A 17,288-nucleotide genomic window follows, 5' to 3' on the forward strand; every position below is an offset into this window, starting at 1 on the left:
GTAAGGGCCCTCTCCGGACGTGCGTCTTGACGAGTTCTATTATCCATAAATGCAACCAAATGTGAAGCCTATTAGGAATGATTTTTAATAAAATAATTTTGGGCATGTGAAGATGTTGATTGATTAACGATTGCCAGGCCGCTCGAGACCTCCGCTGAGTACAATCGGTCGAGCAAATGTTGACCTATCAACAAATGAAGGAGTTTCCTTTATGCATCTAGCCCGTCGTGCCTGGTGCCGAACATATCAGACGGTTTTTCGCATCGCATTGCCGATCCTGCCCTATACCGAGCCGCGCATTTTGGAGCATGCCGAGGACGTGCCCGCGGTGCTTCAAAAGCGCTCGATACAGCGGGTTCTTATCGTGACGGATCCCGGTATTGCCCGTCTGGGGCTCACGGCGCCGCTCGAGACGGCGCTCGCGTCCAAGGGAATTGGCGTTACGGTCTATGCCGAAACGCGTGCGAACCCCACGGTCTCAAACGTGGAGGAAGCGGCGTCCCTGTATCGCGAGAGCGCCTGCCAGGCCATTATCGGCTTTGGCGGCGGTTCGGCCATGGACTGTGCCAAGGGCGTGGGCGCACGCATCGCACAGCCAAATAAGCCCATCAACAAGATGCGCGGCCTGTTGCGCGTCCACCGTCTCCTGCCGCTGCTCATCGCCGTCCCCACCACGGCGGGCACGGGAAGCGAGGTCACGCTTGCAGCGGTCATTACCGATGACGAGACGCACTACAAGTACCCCATTAACGACTTTGTGCTGATCCCGCGCTTTGCGGTACACGACCCCGAGTTTACACGTGGCCTGCCCGCCTCCATTACGGGGCAGACGGGTATGGATGCCCTGACGCATGCCGTCGAGGCCTTTATCGGCCGTGGCACCACGCCCTACACGCGCAAGATGGCGCGCCAGGCGGTGCAGCTCATCCACGACAATTTGCTCGAGGCCTATGAGTATGGCGACGACATGCGTGCGCGTCGCAATATGCTTTCGGCGGCGTATAAGGCGGGCGTTGCGTTTACCCGCTCCTATGTGGGATACGTTCACGCCATCGCGCACAGTCTGGGCGGCCGATACGGAATTCCGCACGGTTTGGCCAACGCGATCATCCTGCCGCACATGCTTCGCGCTTATGGTGACGCTGCCGCTCCCAAGCTTGCCGATCTCGCCCGCATGGCCGGTATTGCGCCGGCTAACGCGCAGGACAGTCTTGCGGCCGAGGCATTTATCGATTGGGTCGATCGCATGAACGTTGCCCTGGGTATCCCCAAATATGTGACAGGCATTCGCCGCTCCGACATTCCCGAAATGGCGGCACATGCCGACGCCGAGGCCAATCCGCTATACCCCGTTCCGCTTTTAATGGACCGCTTGGAGCTCGAGCGTATGTACGAGGTCGTCGCGGGTGGTATGTTTGAGGACGAGAACTAGGAGAGTGCCATGAACACCGAGGAAATTGCGCGCATCGTCGGCGATCAGCGCGCCTACTTTAAGACGCACGCCACGTTTGATGTCGACGCTCGCCGCCGTGCGCTCGTGCGCCTGCGTGATGCGGTTCGTGCGCACGAGGCCGATATCGTCCATGCGCTCAAGACCGATTTGGGAAAGTCGCATGACGAGGCGTATATGTGCGAGATCGGCACGTCGCTTTCCGAGATTCGCCATCAGATCGCGCATGTGGCTCGATGGAGTCGTCCGCGCCTGCGTCCGTGTGACCTCGCCAATGCCGTGAGTGTGTGCAAAACGCAAGCCGTGCCCTATGGCGTCACGCTCATCATGGCTCCATGGAACTATCCGTTTTTGTTGACGCTCGAGCCGCTCGCCGGCGCGCTCGCTGCGGGTAACACCGTGGTCATCAAGCCGAGTGCCTATGCGCCGGCTTCGAGCGCGGTGCTCAAGCAAATCTGCGAAGAGACGTTTGATCCGCGCCTGGTGACGGTTATCGAGGGCGGGCGCGCCGAGAACGAAGCGCTGCTCGATGAGTGCTGGGACAAGATCTTCTTTACCGGCAGCGTTCCGGTCGGCAAACTCGTCATGGAGCGGGCAAGTAAAAACCTGACGCCCGTGACGCTTGAGCTGGGCGGAAAGAGTCCCTGCATTGTGGATGCGACGGCAAACTTGAAGGTCGCGGCACGGCGCATCGCCTTTGGTAAATGGCTCAACGTGGGCCAGACCTGTGTAGCGCCCGACTATCTGCTGGTCGACGTGCACGTGCACGATGAGTTGTTGGGCCTCATCAAGGAGGAGGTCCGCCGCATGTTTGGCGAGCATCCGCTCGACAACGAGGATTACGGCCACATCGTCAACGCCAAGCATTTTGCGCGCGTGCGCGGGCTGATCGATCCCGACAAGGTTGTGCTGGGAGGCACGGCGCGCGAGTCGTCGCTCAAGATTGAGCCGACGATCCTAGACGGCGTGTCCCCCGATGACGCCGTGATGCAGGAAGAAATCTTCGGTCCCATCTTGCCGGTGCTGACGTTTGAGAGCTTAGACGAGGCCGAGACGTTTATTACGGATCGTCCGACACCGCTGGCCTTATATATCTTTAGCCAGGACCGCGCAGTTCAGGAGCGCTTTGTGCGCCATGTGCCCTTTGGCGGCGGCTGCGTCAACGACACGATCATGCATCTGGCTACGAGCCATATGGGCTTTGGCGGCATGGGCGCGAGCGGTATGGGGCAGTACCATGGACGCGAGAGCTTCGATACGTTTAGCCACAAGAAGAGCATCGTGAACAAGGCAACGTGGCTGGACGTGCCATTCCGCTATGCCCCGTATGCGAGCTGGAAGCACAAGTTCGTGCGCATGTTCGTGCATTAGAATCAGATGACTTAGAGATAAGCAAAATGGCCGCCCCCGCATAAGCGAAGACGGCCACTTCTCATGCCCAAGCGCTGGGGCGTGGAGCGTTCTGATGGCAACGCGCAGGGGCGGGACGCCAGATCGGTGCTAGAATACGGGACGACCGCAGCAAAGGGGAGATTATGCATATGTTCGAGACCTACATGGACTGATGACGCTCAGGTTGTCTTGTTTGGTTTCCATATGCATGAGGGGTTTACTTTGTCCCGTCTTCTTTCTCCATCGCACCGTTTGGTTGCGGTAAATTTCTTTATTCAGCTTGCATTTCAGTCGACGTATTTTGTCGGCATCATTGGCTGCGGCACCTACGTTCTCGGGGCCGGCGCATTTGAGACGTCCGCCCTCGTGTTTGGACTCAACCTGGTGCTCATCTTTGCAACGTTTTGCGCCGGCGCACTTGTGGACTCCTTGGGCCCGCGTCATGTGCTTCTAGCCGTTTGCGTCCTGCTTTGCGCATCGGGCGTTTTTGGCCTTGTAGCTCCCGTGTCCTATCCCGCGCTTGCGCTACTCGCCATCTCTGCCGGGTTGCTGTTTGGCGCGGGGACCACGGCCATGGACGCCTATCCGCGCTTTTTGACGGAGGCGCCCGAGGAGCTTTTGCGCATAAACGGCCTCAACAATATCGCGACAAGTGTCGCGGTGATCGTTGGACCTGCCCTTGGAGGCGTTATCGCCTCGGCCTTTTCCAACCAAGGGGTGTTTTTCCTGCTCGCGGCAGCACCTGTTCCCGCTTTGCTGCTTGTGGCCTCGTTGCGTGAAGGCACTGCTGTTCAGGGCGTCGACAAGCCGGAGTCTCGCGATGGGGCGACGGGCTTGCGATCGCTTTGGGAGGGCGTTATTACCACGGCGGCCGATGCCGACCTGCGCCTGATTTTTCTCATGGGCTTTATGGGTTTCTTTGCCTACGGGGCGTTCGATTCGCTCGAGTCACTGTTCTACCGCGATGTTCTCTGCGTGGGTGCGGAGTGGATGGGATGGCTGTCGGCCATTGCCGGTATCGGCGGAACACTGGGATCGTACCTGATCATGCGCGTGCCGTCGGGACGCATCAGGCTGGAGCTTTTGGCAGCGATGCTGCTGGTGACGGGCGTGGGCTCCGTTGTGTATGTGGGTACCGCCTCTGTTGCCGTCGCTGCAGTGGGGCAGCTTGTCTGCGGCATCGGTTTTGGTGCCATGGGACCGGTGCGCGTCACGCTCACCCAGCGCTTGAGCGACCCTGCTAAGGTGGGGCGCGTCATGGGCGTGATGCGCGTGGGCCTCAATGGCGCCGGCGTGCTGCCGCTGATTGTGGCTCCGTTTTTGGCCGATGCCTTTGGCGTGCAGGGAGTACTTGTTGGCGCAAGCCTGGCAACGGCCGCTATCGCCTGCACGTTTTGGGCAATCGCCCGGCATCGGGGCTAGACTCGCGGTGTCCCACTTGCTTTGCTGAATAAGTAGTATGGCGTGCCAATTTTGTGCAATAGAACCGATAGCATAGGGATAAACAAAGTGGCCGCCCCGCGTAAGCGAAGACGGCCACTTCTCACGATGAAAACGTGTATCGGAGTTGGCAAGACCCGCGGGCACGGGTGCCATCCGTGTCCCTATCTTATCCGCAAGCGCTCTGCCGCGCAAACGTTGCGGCAAGCGATTGAAAGACGCAGGTAGGGTGAATATGTGTCCGCACGGGCCCGTAGACTTCTCGATAAGGTTAAGTGCCGGGTATCCCGGCCGTTAGAGGAGCTGCTATGTACGAGCCTTCACGTGTTCTTCTGTCGTTTCACATTGCGGGATTTCAGTATGCCGACGGCGCCTTGGTCTTGGGCGATCTTAAAGCGGGCGATAAACTGACGCTGCGTGCCGAACGTGATAATCCCCACGACCCCGAGGCGGTTGCGATCTATTATGGCAAGACCAAGCTTGGCTATGTTCCGGGAGACGAGGTTGGCCCGCTGTCCTTGATGATGTATTACGGGCATGGGGACGTATTTGAAGCCCGTGTGCAGCAGGTTGCTCCCGAGCGCAGCCCGTGGCATCAGGTGCGCGTTGGACTCTATGTGGTGGATGCCCGCTAGTCGGCAATGGAGGCGGTCATGGTTGATGACGACGACCTGTTCGATCTGACAGACGATCCGTTTGAGTGGGATATGCTACTCGATGACGATGAGTTGGAGCAGGACCGGAAGAAGCGGCAGGACAAGAACGCCCAGGGTGATGCGTCGAAAAAGAAAGACAAACGCCGCCGAGGTCCGTTCGGCGGGCTCTTTGGCTAACCGACGCGCCAAAGCGTCTGTATACTAGGCACGTGTTAGACACGTTGCGAAATGAGGATACAGACGATGATGTGGTTTACCGCCGACCTGCACCTGGGCGATACGAATATCTTGCACGATATGGATCGGCCGTTTGATTCGGTCGAGGAGATGAACCGCAAGGTCATCGATGCCATCAATGAGTGCGTGGCGACGGACGACCGCCTCTATATTCTGGGTGACTTTACCTATCGTTTGCCCCTGGCGGAGGCGGTTCGCCTGCGCGAGCGCATCGAATGCCAGAATGTAACGCTCATCCGTGGTAACCATGACGGCGACTGGGAAGATCCCGACGTGCCGCAGATTTGGGATGAGGTACGCGATTACCTGGAGATTGCTCCCGGCTATGCCAAGGGCCATCGTCTAGTTATGAGCCACTACCCCATGCTCAGCTGGAATGGCAAGGCGCGCGGTGCCATCATGCTGCACGGACATATCCACAGCAGGGGAGACCGCGTCAACGCGCGCAACCGCGATCGCGAGCGCCCCATTTACCGCTACGATGTGGGCCTCGACGCCAACAACTACAAGCCCGTAAGCCGAGACCAGATCCTGAATTTCTTTGGCCTGTAGCTCGCAAACCGCCACGAAGGGGACAGGCACCTTTGTGGTGGTTCTGGCGCCGTTGCCATTATGGCAGCGGCGCCTTTTTTGTCCGCGCGGCGCGGTAGAGTGTAGACGGTTTAAATTTTCGTCCATCGAGGAGCTGCCATGAACGAGATCAAGTGCCCGCATTGCGGCGAAGTGTTTAAGGTCGATGCGTCCGGCTATGCGGATATCGTCAAACAGGTGCGCGATGCCGAGTTCTCGCGCGACCTGGACGAGCGCGTGAAGGCAGTCCAGCGCGAAGGCGAGCAGGCGCTGGAGCTTGAGCGCTCGCGTTCGACGGCTGCCTTGCAAAAGGCAGAGTCTCAGCGCGACGCTGAGCTCGTAGAGCAGAAGAACGCTGCGGCTCAACAGCTGGCGCAAGAAGTCGCCAAGCGCGATGCCGAGCTTGCCGAGCTACGCGCCAAGCTCGAGGGCGCTGCCGCAGAGCGCGAGAGCGCAAGCCAGCGCGCGGCGGTCGAGGCCCGTGCCGATGCTCAAAAGGAGAACGCCGAGCTCCAGCGTGAGATCGACAATTTGCGTGCGCAGCTGGGACGCAAGGATGATGAAGCCAAGCTTGCCGAGTCGGCGGCGCGCAACGCTGCTCAAAACGATGTAGCCGCGCGTGATGCCCAGATTGCCGAGCTGCAAGCCAGGCTCGCCGCGGCGGACAAGGCCCAGGAGATGGCGCTTGCTGCTGCTGCGGCCGAGTCGCAGCGTGAGCTCGAGGCCGCTCGCAGCGAGGCCGAACGTACGCTTGCTGACTATCGCGCGAAGGTTCAGGAGAAGTTTTCCGTCGCAAAGGCTCAGTCCGAGCAGGAGGCCGAGGGTCTGCGTGCTCAGCTGCGCGAACAGGAACTGACGGCCAAGATGAACCTATCGGCGGCGGTCGCCGCGGCGGAGCGTGAGCGTGACGAGGCCCGCGCCAAGCTCACGAGTGAGCTGGCGGTGCGCGATTCACGCGAGGAGCAGGCCAAGGCGGCACACGAGCTCGAACTTGCGCAGACCAAGCGCGCGAACGAGGAGCTGATTCGCTACAAGGATGAAGAGATTGAGCGCCTTAAGGACATGAAGGTCCGCCTGTCCACCAAGATGGTGGGCGAGTCGCTCGAGCAGCACTGCGAGACCGAGTTTAACCGCCTGCGCATGACGGCGTTTCCCAACGCGTATTTCGAGAAGGATAACGATGCATCCGAGGGTACCAAGGGCGACTTTATCTTCCGCGAGTGTGACGAGAGCGGCAACGAGATCATTTCGATCATGTTCGAGATGAAAAACGAGAACGACGAGACCGCGACCAAACACAAGAACGAGGATTTCTTTAAGAAACTCGATCACGATCGCCGCCAGAAAGGCTGCGAGTATGCGGTGCTCTGCACCCTGCTGGAGCCCGAGAGTGACCTCTATAACGCGGGTATCGTCGACGTGAGTTACCGCTATGAGAAGATGTACGTGATCCGCCCGCAGTTCTTCATCCCCATGATTACGCTCCTTCGCAACGCCGCTATGGGTTCGCTTCGCTATAAGCAGGAACTGGCGGAGTACAAACAGCAGAATATCGATGTCACGAACTTCGAAGCCAAGATGGAGAAGTTCAAGGATGGCTTCTCGCGCAACTACAACCTGGCGAGCAAGCAATTCGAGTCGGCAATCAAGGAGATCGATGCCGCCATTAAGCAGCTCGAGAAGACCAAGGACGACTTGCGCCGCAGCACCGAGAACCTACGCTTGGCCCACAACAAGGCCGATGAGCTTACCATTCGCAAGCTCACATGGGGCAACAAGACCATGAAGGCAGCGTTTGACGAGGCGCATGAGGCTACACCAGAGACAAACGATGAGCCAGCCGAGGCGGATTCGTATGAGGTCGAGGATGCCGAGTAAGGCATAGCGGATAGTGAAAAAGCGGGGCTGCTGGCGATGTTGCCAACAGCCCCGCTTCGTTTCGTCCCAATATGCTTGGCTAATCCTCGAGCAAATCCTCGATAAAACCGACGCGGTAGTTCTTGAAGATGACCTCGCCACCGTCTTGCGTGGCGTCCAGATCGACATCGCCCATGATGCCAAAATCGTGGTCGCCATCCTCGTCAGCAAAGATCTGGTGCACGTGCCATACGTGCGCGGTCTTCTCGTCGGACTCGTCGATGGAAAACATCGCGGCGCTGCGGGCATCTCCGTCGGTGAGGATTTCCTCGTGCTGCTCGTGGTAAGCGTCGAGTGCTTTTTGCCAGCGGATCTCGCTCATGCCCCAGTCGTCGTCGAGCTCGCCCAGGTCGCGAACGTGCTCGCGGGCGGCAAGGGTCACGCGGCGGAAGAGCGCGTTGCGCACCAACAGCGTGCAGCCGCGGCGGTCCGCCACGACCTCGTCGATGCCCTGCGGCGGCGCAGCATCGAGGGCTGCCGGGTTGCCGGCGTTCTCCCACTCGTCCACCAGGCTCGAGTCCACCGAGCGCACCACAAAGCCGAGCCACGAGATAATGTCGCGCAGACGCTCGTCGCGCTTCTCGATGGGCACGGTGCGGTCGAGCGAACGGTAGGCCTCTGCCAGGTAACGCAGCAAAATGCCCTCGGAACGGGCGATGCCGAGCTTTTGAATGTAACCCTTAAAATCGCTCGCGCTTTCCAGCATATCGCGCAGGACGCTTTTGGGAGAGAGCTGGTAGTCGTTTGCCCAGGGCACTTCCTGGCAGTACTTGTCGAAGGCGGCGTCGAGCAAGTCCTCGAGCGGTTTTTCGTAGGTGACATCCTGGATGCGCTCCAGGCGTTCCTCATATTCGACGCCGTCAGCCTTCATTTCGGCCATCGCGCGGTCGCGCGCTGCGCGCTCCTGAGCGCGCAGCACCTGCTTGGGATCCTCGAGCGTTGCCTCGACCATCGAGATCAGGTCCATGGTATAGGTCTCGCTCTCGGGATCGAGCAGCTCCAACGCGGCAAGCAAAAACGGCGAGAGCGGCTGGTCGAGCGCAAAGTCCTCGGGCAGGTCGACCGTCAGTGCGTAGTCGATGTCCGGCGCGGCGTCAGCCGGAGCGTCGGGTGCGGGCGGCACCTCGGTGCGCACGACGACGCCGGAATCGATGAGCGTGGCGAAGATCTCGTCGGCACGAACCTCGAGCTTAGCCTTTTCCTCGGGGGTCTGCAGGCTCGTCTCGATGAGGTCGTGTACGCGGGCTCGGGCATCGCCACCCTGCTCGACCACGCTAATCACCATGGAGTGCGTGATGCGCAGGCGCGGCTTGAGTGTCTCGGGCTGCGTCTCGATCAGGCGCTCGAACGTCTGCTTGTTCCAGGTGACAAAGCCCTCGGGGGCCTTCTTCTTTTTAATCTTGCGGAGCTTTTTGGGGTCGTCGCCCGCCTTGGCCATAAGCTTGGCATTCTCGATCTCGTGCTCGGGTGCCTCGGCGATGACCATGCCCTCGGTATCGAAGCCCGAGCGGCCGGCACGACCGGCAATCTGATGGAACTCGCGGGCGCGCAGACGACGCATCTTATAGCCATCGAACTTGGTGAGCGCGGTGAGCACCACGGTGTGGATGGGCACGTTGATACCGACGCCGAGCGTATCGGTGCCGCAGATGACGGGTAGCAGGCCCTGCTGCGCCAAGCGCTCGACCAGCAGGCGGTAGCGCGGCAACATGCCAGCATGGTGCACGCCGACGCCGCATCCGAGCAAGCGCTTGAGGATTTTGCCGAAGGCCGTCGAGAAGCTCGTGCCCTTGGCCGCCTCCTTGATGGCCTCGCGCTGCTCCTTGTTGGCAATGCCAAAATTGGCGAGCGACTGTGCCGTCGCAAGTGCGGCATCCTGGCTAAAGTGCACGATATAGAGTGGGGCCTCGTCGCGGCGCATGGCGAGCTCGACCGTGCCCTCGAGGGAGGTCGTCACATAGTCGTAACTCAGCGGAACAGGACGCGGGGCGTCGACGACCAAGTCGCAAGCAGCGCCGGTGTGCTCCTCGAGTGAGGCGGCGATGGCAGTGACATCGCCGAGCGTGGCGCTCATGAGCATGAATTGCGTGTGAGGCAGGGTGAGCAGCGGCACCTGCCAGGCCCAACCGCGATCGGGGTCGGCAAAGTAGTGGAACTCGTCCATGGCGACGCAGCCAACATCGGCATCTTCGCCCTCGCGTAGTGCGTCGTTGGCGAGGATTTCTGCCGTACAGCAGATGACGGGCGCCTTGGTGTTGATATGCGTGTCGCCGGTGATCATACCGACGTTATCGCGGCCGAGCACCTGCACAAGGTCGAAAAACTTCTCGCTGACCAGAGCCTTGATGGGGGCCGTGTAATAGCAGCGTTTGCCCTGTGCCATGCCCATAAAGAGCATGCCCAGCGCGACAAGCGACTTGCCCGATCCGGTCGGCGTGCCCAGAATGACGTGATCGCCGGCGGCTAGATCCATGAGGGCCTCTTCCTGGTGGTCCCACAGCTCAATACCGCGATCGCTCGTCCATTCAAAGAAGCGCTCGAAGGCCTGGTCGGGCGTGAGCCACGGTTCGGGCTCGCTGCCGTCCTCGGGCTCCCACCAGGTGGGGGAGAGCGCACCGAGTGAGCCGAATTCGGCTTCGGTTCCCGTGCCGCCCGAGAATGAACTGGCGGCTCCGGCACCGGGGACGGTGCTGGCGGCGATATCTGTCGTGGTCTGTGCCATGTGTTTGCTTTCTCTCGCGATTGTCCGCCAACTATTATGGCGTAGCGTCGCATCGATGCGTTCGCAGGCAAGAAAATGCAGGAAATGGGCGTTCTGCCCAGCCGTTTAGTGTAGTCGCTAGCCAAGTGAGTAGACTTTTTGCGATATTGCGAGCACATGACTTTTGCGCAAGGGTTCTACCTGCGGTTTTATGTTTCGCTATGCGGGCTGTGCCTGGCTATTGCAAAAAAGTCTACTCACTTAGGTTTGAGGGCCGTTCGCTGGCGCCAATTTGCGCTTGTTTGCCGACGCCGCGACCATCAGAAGCCCCTAGGACTCTTGCGGCAGGCGCTTCTTGCCTTTGCGGGCGCGGTTTCTAAAGTTCTCGACGGCCTCTTCCATGCCCAGAGGTACATAGGTGAGCTCATCGAGGTTTTCGGGCAGGTAGCAGGCAAGGCTTTGCTCCTGCGCGCGGCCCGCCGCGAGCTGTTCATTGCTGGGCTGCGCGCCGGGTGTGGCGCAAATGCCATAGACGACGGCACCCATCTCGCGCGTGCGGCATTCGTACTCGGTCTCGGGATGCTCGGGATGGTCGCGGCGGACGTCGTCGCTTACCCAAAGCGTGTCGTAGCCGGCCGCGGCAAACTGCCCCAGGGCGTAGTCGCGCAATGGCTTACTGTCGGTTCGCAGTGTGACGGTGGCGCCGGCTGAAAAGAGCGGGCGGTAGAGCATCAGATGGTCGACATGGACGAGTCGTTTTTTGGCGTACTTGGCCTTGGGCTGCGGCGTGGGAAAGTTAATGGTAATGGCATCGAGCTCGCCTGCGGCAAACAGCTGCGGCAGCGATGCGGCGCCTCGGGGCAGGACGAGTGCGTTGGACAGCTCCTGCTCGCAGATTTTCTGTGCGGCATAGGCGATGCAGATGGGCTCCTGGTCCATACCGATAAAGAGGGTGTTTGGCTCGTGGGCCGCGCGCTCTACAAGGTACGTTCCCTTGCCACAGCCAAGATCCAGGTGAAGGTGTTCGAAGGGCTTGCTGCCAACTGGCGCGCAAGCCTCGCGCCAATCTCCGGCATAGGCCTCGGGGTTCGTCTCAATCGCATCGGCGTAGCGCTCCAGGCGCTCCTCGAGCACAAAGTTCTTAGGCGTGCGAACGTGGACGGCTCCCATGAGGCTCCTTGATCATGAGTATGGAACGCATGGCAGCACGTTCCATCAATGGGTTGAAAAGGGTGGGGCATAGCTTGCCCGAAAGTTGCGGTGCGGCTCGGCGGCAAGTCGCCGATGCCTACAGGCGCTTGAGAATCACGTAACGGTTGAGCTCGCCGCTGCGACCGTCGGCATGGAAGCGCTCAAGCTCGCGCACGGGGACCTCGCCGCTCTTGTAGAATGTGCGCACGCCGCGCACCAGGTCGGTGATCTGCTGATCGTCAAAGTGATGGCAATAGCGGTAGGCGTGGCGGTCGTTTTGCCAGCCAATGAGGTGGTCGCCGGCTTCAAACTGCGCGGAATCGTAACTTTCAAACGGCGGGGTGAGCTCGGCGCGGGCTTCGGCGCGAACGGCCTTGCGCGCCATGCGCTCGTCGTTCATAAACTCCCAAAAGCTGATGGCGATGATGCCGCCTGGGCGCGTCTGGCGCACCAGGGCGTCGAGCACGCGTACGCGGTACTCGCACGACGGCACGTGGTGCATAAAGCCAAAGCAGACCGAGATGTCGGCGAGCGGGGCGTCGAAAAGCACGTCGGGTGTCTCGGCGGGGTTGAGCTTCATGAGGGCATCGAGTACGTCGAGTTCCTGGAAGTGCAGGTTGGGAATGCGCAGGGCGTGACCGTGCGCATCGATAGCCAAATCCTGACACGAGTCAACACCATAGAACTCAAACGGGCAACTGGCGTCTGCCGAGGGGTTTGCGCCGTCGACGCCCTTGGCGGAAAGTGCGCCGCCGGCGGCAAAGTTCTCGAATCGCATGTTGCCGCAGGCAAGATCGAAGACGCGGACGGGATGCTCGATCGTGGCGACGTCGAGCTGCTCGAGCGCTATGTCCATGGTGCGTACCCAGCCGGGCCACGGTGCCTGGCGCGTATCGGAGAAGGAGGCGGAGTGCTCGCGATAGAACGTATTGTTGAGCTGAATGAGCGATGAGGCGAAATCGCGGTTCACGGCGCGGAACTCCCTCCGTTGGCGGTGCGGAATAAACAGTACGACCATACTACCGTTAACGCCGCAACGGGGACAACCGAGCTGCGGGTCATTGCTTTGTTTGGACACATTTCCGCAGCTCATATATGCCCGCAACCGCCGGTTGTCAAAAATCTCACTAGAATAGGTGGCATGCTTTTGGCGGTGGCGGATAGATTTTTAACTGTGCAAGGCGCCTTAAGAACAAAAACGGTCCGGCGGCACGGCTGGCATCGCATGGGAGGAACCATGAATGTAGAAACTGCGCAGCGGCTCGCCGACCTTCGTCGCAGCAAGGGTTTTAGCCAAGAAGGGCTGGCGCGAAAGCTGGGGCTGTCGCGCCAGGCGGTCAGTAAATGGGAGCGTGCGGAGAGCTCGCCCGATACCGAGAACCTGATCTCGCTCGCAAAACTCTATGGCGTGAGTTTGGATGAGCTCCTTAATCCGAGCGATGAGATCGAGGACGATATCGAGTTTGAGAACGAGGACCGCGCCCGTCAGCGCGAGGCCGAGGCAGCGGAGCGCGCCCGTACCCATGAGGCAGCGGCACGTGCTACCGAGGCGGCAACACAGGCGAGTGATGCCGCCGCCAAGGCGGCGCAAGCGGCAAGCTGGAGCGCGCAGGCCGCCAATGCCGCTACGGCGCAGGTGACGAGTGGCGGCGCAGCTGGCTCGACTCCGGTGAAAGGTCCGTTCCAGTCGTTTCCGTATTGGGCCGTGTGCTGGCTGCTGTTCTTTTTGCTGATGTTCCTGTTTGGTGGCTCCTTTGCCGCGCTGATCTTCTTTACAATCCCCATCTATCACTGGGTGGCGCGTGCGCTCGATGGCGATTGGGCACGCGGGGATATTCAGGTTGGTCCGGCGCCGGAGGCGGCTAAGGCTCAGGATGTTTCCGCTGCGGTTGATACTGACGTGGCTTCCTCGACCGCCGCTGAGCCGAGCGCCAAAGAAGGTGATGAATGATGAAGCTCTCGCATGAGTCCAAGGTCCGCCTGGGCGTCGGTATCGGAGCGTTCGTGCTCATCATCGGGCTTATCTTTGGCACTTCGCGGATATTGTTTCATTTTGATGGCCCGTGGGATCTCGGCGATATTGCATCCGGTTTGTCCGGTATGGACGATGTGGTTGACGGGGACGATTCTTTGGATGGCGGTAACTATTCCGCTCAGTCTCGGCAGCTTTCGAGCGAAACGTTTGATGCCGACTCATTCCAGTCCCTTGACCTGGATGTGACATCGGGTGAGGTTGAGATCAAGTGCGTTTCCGGCGGGCAGGTGCGTGTCATCGAGAGCGGTCGTGTTGCAAAGGGGGTAGCTACCTACGATGCTGCCACTCAGAATCTGGCCGAGGTTAAGGGTTCTGCGCTCAAGATTCGCCAGTTCGATTGCGATGACGAGCGCGCCATTGACCGCACGGTTACCGTCGAACTGCCGCGCGAAGTTGCCGATAACATGGTGGGCATTACAGCGAATGTAGGATCGGGCGATCTGACGGTCACGGACATTGCGTGTCATGACCTCAACTTGACTTTGGACTCGGGAGACATCGAGTTTGCGGGCACCGTAACCGACACCTTGGATGCCGAGGTCGGTTCGGGCGATGTGGCGTTCGAGCTCTACCAGGCCCCCGCGAAGTCGATGGACGTAAGCGTGGGTTCGGGCGATGTGGAGATATCGGTTCCGAACTCTACGGGCTTTAAGGCGAGCCTCACCGTGGGCAGCGGTGACTTTGAGAGCGATTTCCTTCCGCTTGGCTACGATGGCGAGACCATATTGAATGCTGAATTCGACAACGGTGACAAGTCTGCAACGTATCGTTTTAAGGTCGGTTCGGGCGACATGTCGTTCGAATCGGTGTGACATGCGGTTTTCGGAGATCGGTGCATATAGGCATGCTCTTTGATGGAGGCGCCGGGGCCGTGACTGGCTCCGGCGCCTTTGCCTTTACAATGGGGGCATGGAACAGATTATTTTGAACATACTCGAGGCTCTGCGTCGCGGCGAGACCGTGGACGACAAGGCACTCGTCAAGCTGATACATGCCGAGGCGCGCCGTGAGGGCGCCGACAAACGCGATTTGGCCAAGCGCCGCCTGCTGCCGTTTTACCAGCGGGTGAAGCGCGAGGAGCCGGCTCGTTGGGCTGGATGGAATGTCGATGCCGATCTGGAACGCCAACTGCTGCAGGTGCTGCGTATGAAGCCGCGCCGAACGGCCTCGGGCGTGGCGACCATTACCGTCATCACCAAGCCCTGGCCATGCTCGGGCGATTGCCTGTTTTGCCCCAACGATCTGCGCATGCCCAAAAGCTACCTGCACGCCGAGCCGGCGTGCGCCCGTGCGGAGCAAAACTGCTTCGATCCGTATCTGCAGGTGAGCGCCCGTTTGACGGCGCTTTCGCAGATGGGGCATGCGACCGACAAGATCGAGCTCATCGTGCTCGGCGGTACCTGGAGCGACTATTCGCAAGGGTATCAGGCATGGTTTATGTCGGAGCTCTTCCGTGCGCTCAATGATGATGCGGTGGCGGGCGTGGCGGCAAACCCCATGTTGGCGCGTCCGGGCATCAGCCGTGCCGAGGCGGGGCGCCTGCTCGATGACGCTCCCGCCGATGCCCTGCCGCCGGTGGTAACAGAGCGCCGCGAGCGCTATCGGGCTGCCGGCATTGCGACAGACGAGGCCAAGCTCGCTGCCGGCGTTGCCGACGAGCAGGAGCGTGTGGATGTTGCCGTGGGCGGCTATAACCGCGCGGTGCGTCGTCTGTACGGCCCCGGTACGCCGTGGGGCGAGGTCACCGAGTGGCAGACGGCAACGATGGAGGAGCTCGAGCGTCAGCAGCGCATCAACGAGACGGCGAAGCATCGCGTGGTGGGACTCGTTATCGAGACGCGCCCCGATGCTGTAACGCCGCAGGCGCTCACGCTCATCCGTCGTCTGGGCTGTACCAAGATCCAGATGGGCATCCAGAGCCTCGACCAGCATCTGCTCGATATCAACGAGCGTCGCATTTCGGTGGCGCAGATCGAGCGGGCGTTTTCGCTTGCGCGCCTGTTTGGCTTTAAGATCCACGCGCATTTTATGCTCAACTTGCTGGGCGCCACGCCCGAGGGGGACAAGCGCGACTACGAGCGCTTTATGACCGAAGGGGCCTTTATGCCCGACGAGGTCAAGGTTTACCCGTGTGCGCTCATCGAGGGCTCGCGTCTGGTGGGCTGCTACGAGCGCGGCGAGTGGCGCCCCTATACCGAGGAAGAGCTGCTCGATGTGCTGGCCGACGACATCGTGGCGACGCCGGCGTTCTGCCGCATCAGCCGTATGATTCGCGACTTTAGCTCCGACGATATCATGGTGGGCAACAAGAAACCTAACTTGCGCCAGCTCGTCGAGAATCGTTTGGCGGCCCGTGGCGAGGGCGCGACGGTGCGTGAGATTCGCTATCGCGAGATCAGCACGGCGGGTGCCGACTTGGATGAGCTATCTCTTGATGAGGAAGTAGCGTACGAGACGTCGGTGACTTACGAGCGCTTTTTGCAGTGGGTGACGCCGCGGGGCAAGATCGCGGGCTTTTTGCGGTTGTCGCTGCCCGATCGCGCTTTTGTTGCCGCACATGCGGACGAGCTGCCGACGATGCCGGACGAGGCGATGATTCGTGAGGTGCACGTGTATGGCATGGCGGCGCGCGTGGGCGATCAGGGCCAGGCAGCGCAGCACCATGGATTGGGACGTTTGCTCGTGGAGCGTGCGTGCCAGATAGCTCGGGACGCTGGCTATACGTACATCAACGTGATCAGCGCGATCGGTACGCGCGAGTACTATCGCCATCTTGGATTTTATGACCATGGCCTTTATCTGCAAAAGGAGCTCTAGATGAACAAGCCAAGTGTTTCTGCCGGCGTCGTTGCCGGCGTTGCTCTGGGAGCCGCGGCGCTTGGTGTGGCCGCTGTCGCTGTTCGTGCTGCCTGTCTGCAGGTCGCGAGGACCCGCAACGGGTTGGCACGTGTGAAGCGTGTGCACAATGAGGGCGGTGACGAGGTCCGTGTGCTCGTGCAGGGCGGCGTCTACCAAAGCGCGAGCTATGTTGGCGATCGTTGGGCGGAGCCGGCCTTTGCGTACTATCGTGCATTTGACGATGTGTTTGAGGCCGAGGATGCAATGCGCGACGCTTATGGTCACGGCATCGACCGCATGCTTATGCTCGGCGGCGGTGGGTTTTCCTATCCCAAGTTTGCACTGTTGTCGCATGAGGGCTTGCGTATGGACGTCATCGAGTATGACGGAGAGATAACGCGCTTGGCGCGCCGTTGGTTCTATCTGGATGAACTGGAGCACACGGTGGGCGATCGCCTGCGGGTGATTACCGCCGAGGCTCGCTCGTATCTGGGTGTGACGAGCGTGGGCCATCGTCGCTACGACGTCGTTGTGAGCGACTGCTTTGGCGGTGCCGAGCCTGTGCGCGAGCTGGCGACCGTTGAGGCGCTGCGCCTGGTGCGGGGCAGCCTGAATGCCGGCGGCATCTACGTTGCCAATATCGTGAGCGCAAACGAGGGGAGCGATGTGACGTTCCTGCGCGATTGCGTTGCCACGGCACTTGAGGTGTTCAACCGCGCTTGGGTGGCGCCTTGTGGCGATACGGAGTTCGGCGGCGAGGAGAACTACCTGCTCATCGCCAGCGACGGCGACTACGCCTTTGCCGAAGCCGTGCCCTTCGACACCGACTTCCTCGGCACCGTCCTTCACGACAAGTAAGTC

The 17,288-nt window shown here is 60.4% G+C and carries 14 protein-coding genes; 11 read left to right on the top strand and 3 right to left on the bottom strand.

Translation table 11 applies throughout. The annotated features are described in order from the left end of the window. Positions 1–211 precede the first annotated feature (211 nt). The 7 genes from DXD77_RS01335 to DXD77_RS01365 all read left to right on the top strand — a co-directional run bounded on the left by DXD77_RS01335 (position 212) and on the right by DXD77_RS01365 (position 7,623). The gene (locus DXD77_RS01335; RefSeq protein ID WP_117647453.1) at positions 212–1,432 is read left to right on the top strand and encodes an iron-containing alcohol dehydrogenase; all 1,221 of its coding nucleotides are present in this window, start codon (positions 212–214) and stop codon (positions 1,430–1,432) included. 9 nt (positions 1,433–1,441) lie between these two features. After that, positions 1,442–2,821: an aldehyde dehydrogenase gene (locus DXD77_RS01340; RefSeq protein ID WP_117647455.1), complete on the top strand. Its 1,380-nt coding sequence runs from the start codon at positions 1,442–1,444 to the stop codon at positions 2,819–2,821. A gap of 273 nt (positions 2,822–3,094) precedes the next feature. Next, positions 3,095–4,264 (top strand): MFS transporter, encoded by a 1,170-nt coding sequence (locus tag DXD77_RS01345; protein ID WP_158549066.1) that lies wholly within the window; start codon positions 3,095–3,097, stop codon positions 4,262–4,264. Between the two features lie 326 nt (positions 4,265–4,590). Next, entirely contained in the window at positions 4,591–4,917 is a 327-nt protein-coding gene (locus tag DXD77_RS01350; protein WP_117647459.1) for an HIRAN domain-containing protein, read from the top strand. A gap of 18 nt (positions 4,918–4,935) precedes the next feature. Continuing rightward, complete coding sequence (locus DXD77_RS01355; protein ID WP_117647461.1) at positions 4,936–5,115, top strand: hypothetical protein; 180 nt, start codon at positions 4,936–4,938, stop codon at positions 5,113–5,115. Between the two features lie 51 nt (positions 5,116–5,166). Further along, entirely contained in the window at positions 5,167–5,727 is a 561-nt protein-coding gene (locus DXD77_RS01360) for a metallophosphoesterase (RefSeq protein WP_117647463.1), read from the top strand. 138 nt (positions 5,728–5,865) lie between these two features. Next, positions 5,866–7,623, top strand: coding sequence for a DUF2130 domain-containing protein (locus DXD77_RS01365; RefSeq protein ID WP_117647465.1), 1,758 nt, complete (start codon positions 5,866–5,868; stop codon positions 7,621–7,623). A gap of 79 nt (positions 7,624–7,702) precedes the next feature. Here the strand turns inward: DXD77_RS01365 and DXD77_RS01370 are convergent, their stop codons facing one another. From DXD77_RS01370 to DXD77_RS01380, 3 genes are all read right to left on the bottom strand, one after another. Beyond that, on the bottom strand, positions 7,703–10,384 hold the full coding sequence (locus DXD77_RS01370) for an RNA helicase (RefSeq protein WP_117647466.1): 2,682 nt from the start codon (positions 10,382–10,384) through the stop codon (positions 7,703–7,705). A gap of 309 nt (positions 10,385–10,693) precedes the next feature. Then, positions 10,694–11,533 (bottom strand): tRNA (guanosine(46)-N(7))-methyltransferase TrmB, encoded by an 840-nt coding sequence (locus tag DXD77_RS01375; RefSeq protein ID WP_117647468.1) that lies wholly within the window; start codon positions 11,531–11,533, stop codon positions 10,694–10,696. Between the two features lie 118 nt (positions 11,534–11,651). Then, entirely contained in the window at positions 11,652–12,572 is a 921-nt protein-coding gene (locus DXD77_RS01380; protein WP_147334514.1) for a hypothetical protein, read from the bottom strand. Between the two features lie 219 nt (positions 12,573–12,791). Between DXD77_RS01380 and DXD77_RS01385 the strand changes: the two genes are divergently transcribed. From DXD77_RS01385 to DXD77_RS01400, 4 genes are all read left to right on the top strand, one after another. Beyond that, on the top strand, positions 12,792–13,505 hold the full coding sequence (locus tag DXD77_RS01385) for a helix-turn-helix domain-containing protein (protein WP_117640543.1): 714 nt from the start codon (positions 12,792–12,794) through the stop codon (positions 13,503–13,505). Continuing rightward, entirely contained in the window at positions 13,505–14,401 is an 897-nt protein-coding gene (locus DXD77_RS01390) for a DUF4097 family beta strand repeat-containing protein (RefSeq protein WP_158549067.1), read from the top strand. Before DXD77_RS01385 ends, DXD77_RS01390 begins: the two co-directional genes overlap by 1 nt. A gap of 97 nt (positions 14,402–14,498) precedes the next feature. Then, complete coding sequence (locus tag DXD77_RS01395) at positions 14,499–16,406, top strand: elongator complex protein 3 (RefSeq protein ID WP_117647472.1); 1,908 nt, start codon at positions 14,499–14,501, stop codon at positions 16,404–16,406. After that, on the top strand, positions 16,407–17,285 hold the full coding sequence (locus DXD77_RS01400; RefSeq protein WP_117647474.1) for a spermidine synthase: 879 nt from the start codon (positions 16,407–16,409) through the stop codon (positions 17,283–17,285). It abuts the gene before it with no gap. The last annotated feature ends 3 nt before the right edge of the window (positions 17,286–17,288 follow it).

This window comes from Collinsella sp. TM09-10AT, from assembly GCF_003436275.1.
Taxonomy (GTDB): domain Bacteria; phylum Actinomycetota; class Coriobacteriia; order Coriobacteriales; family Coriobacteriaceae; genus Collinsella.